Source organism: Streptomyces phytophilus, from assembly GCF_013870535.1.
GTDB lineage: Bacteria > Actinomycetota > Actinomycetes > Streptomycetales > Streptomycetaceae > Streptomyces > Streptomyces phytophilus.
Genome location: NZ_JACBXC010001671.1, coordinates 1 through 1,089, shown reverse-complemented (window position 1 = coordinate 1,089; position 1,089 = coordinate 1). Strand labels below are relative to the sequence as shown.

The 1,089-nt window shown below is 71.4% G+C and carries 1 protein-coding gene; it reads left to right on the top strand.

Going from position 1 to position 1,089, the window contains the following annotated elements; translation table 11 throughout:
• Positions 1–41 precede the first annotated feature (41 nt).
• A partial coding sequence (locus H5J30_RS35120; protein WP_181791843.1) for an MCE family protein occupies positions 42–1,089 on the top strand: 1,048 nt, incomplete at its 3' end.

The following is a 1,089-nucleotide window of genomic DNA, read 5'->3' as shown; positions in this document are numbered from 1 at the left end:
CCCCCGGCATCGGGCAGCCGGTCACCCGGGGGTGAGAACCCGTGATCACCAGGTCCGTCATCGTCAAGAACATCGTGTTCGCCGTCGTCGCGGTGCTCGTCATCGGATACGTCGGCATGCGCTACGCCGACCTCGGACGCTACGTCGGCATGCGCGACTACTACACGGTCCGCGTCGAACTCGCCGAGACCGGCGGCCTGTTCACCCACGCCGAGGTCACCTACCGCGGGGTGTCCGTCGGGCGCGTCGGGTCGATCGAGCTGACCGACACGGGCGTCGAGGCGGAACTGCAGATCCGCGACTCGGCCCCGCCGATCCCCACCGACCTGTCGGCCGACGTCGCCAACTACTCGGCCGTGGGCGAGCAGTACATCGACCTCAAGCCCACCGGCGAGTCCGGCCCGTACCTCGCGGACGGCGCCGTCGTCGGCCGCCAGCACACCGCGACGCCCGCACCCGTCACCAACCTCCTCACCAGCATCGACTCCTTCGCCACCTCCGTCGACACCGGCGAGCTGCGCACCGTCGTGGACGAACTCGGCGACGCCCTCGCCGGGCAGGGCGAGAACCTGCAACGGCTCCTGGACACCGGCAGCGAGTTCATCCGGGCCGCCGACGAGGCGCTGCCGTACAGCACCCGGCTCATGATCGACGGCGAGACGGTGCTGACCACGCAGAACGACTCCGGCGAGGCGTTGCGGGAGTTCGCCGAGGGCGCCGAGGAGCTGACCGAGCAACTCAAGCGCTCCGACGGCGACCTGCGCCGCGTCGTCGAGGCCGGGCCGGGCGCCGCGAGCCAGGTCACCGGCCTGCTGCGGGACCTCGACCCGAGCCTCAGCATCCTGCTCGCGAACCTGCTGACCACCTCGGAGATCGCCGTGACCCGGCAGGACGGGCTGGAGCAACTGCTCGTCCAGCTCCCCCAGGTGGCCGCCGCCGGCTCCACCGCCATCACCTCCGACGGGGCCCGCTTCGGCCTGGCCCTCAGCTTCTTCGACCCGCTGCCCTGCGCCCAGGGGTACGGCTCCACGACGTACCGCAACGGGCTCAAGACCAGCCCGGCGGGCTTCAACACCGCCGCCCGCTGCA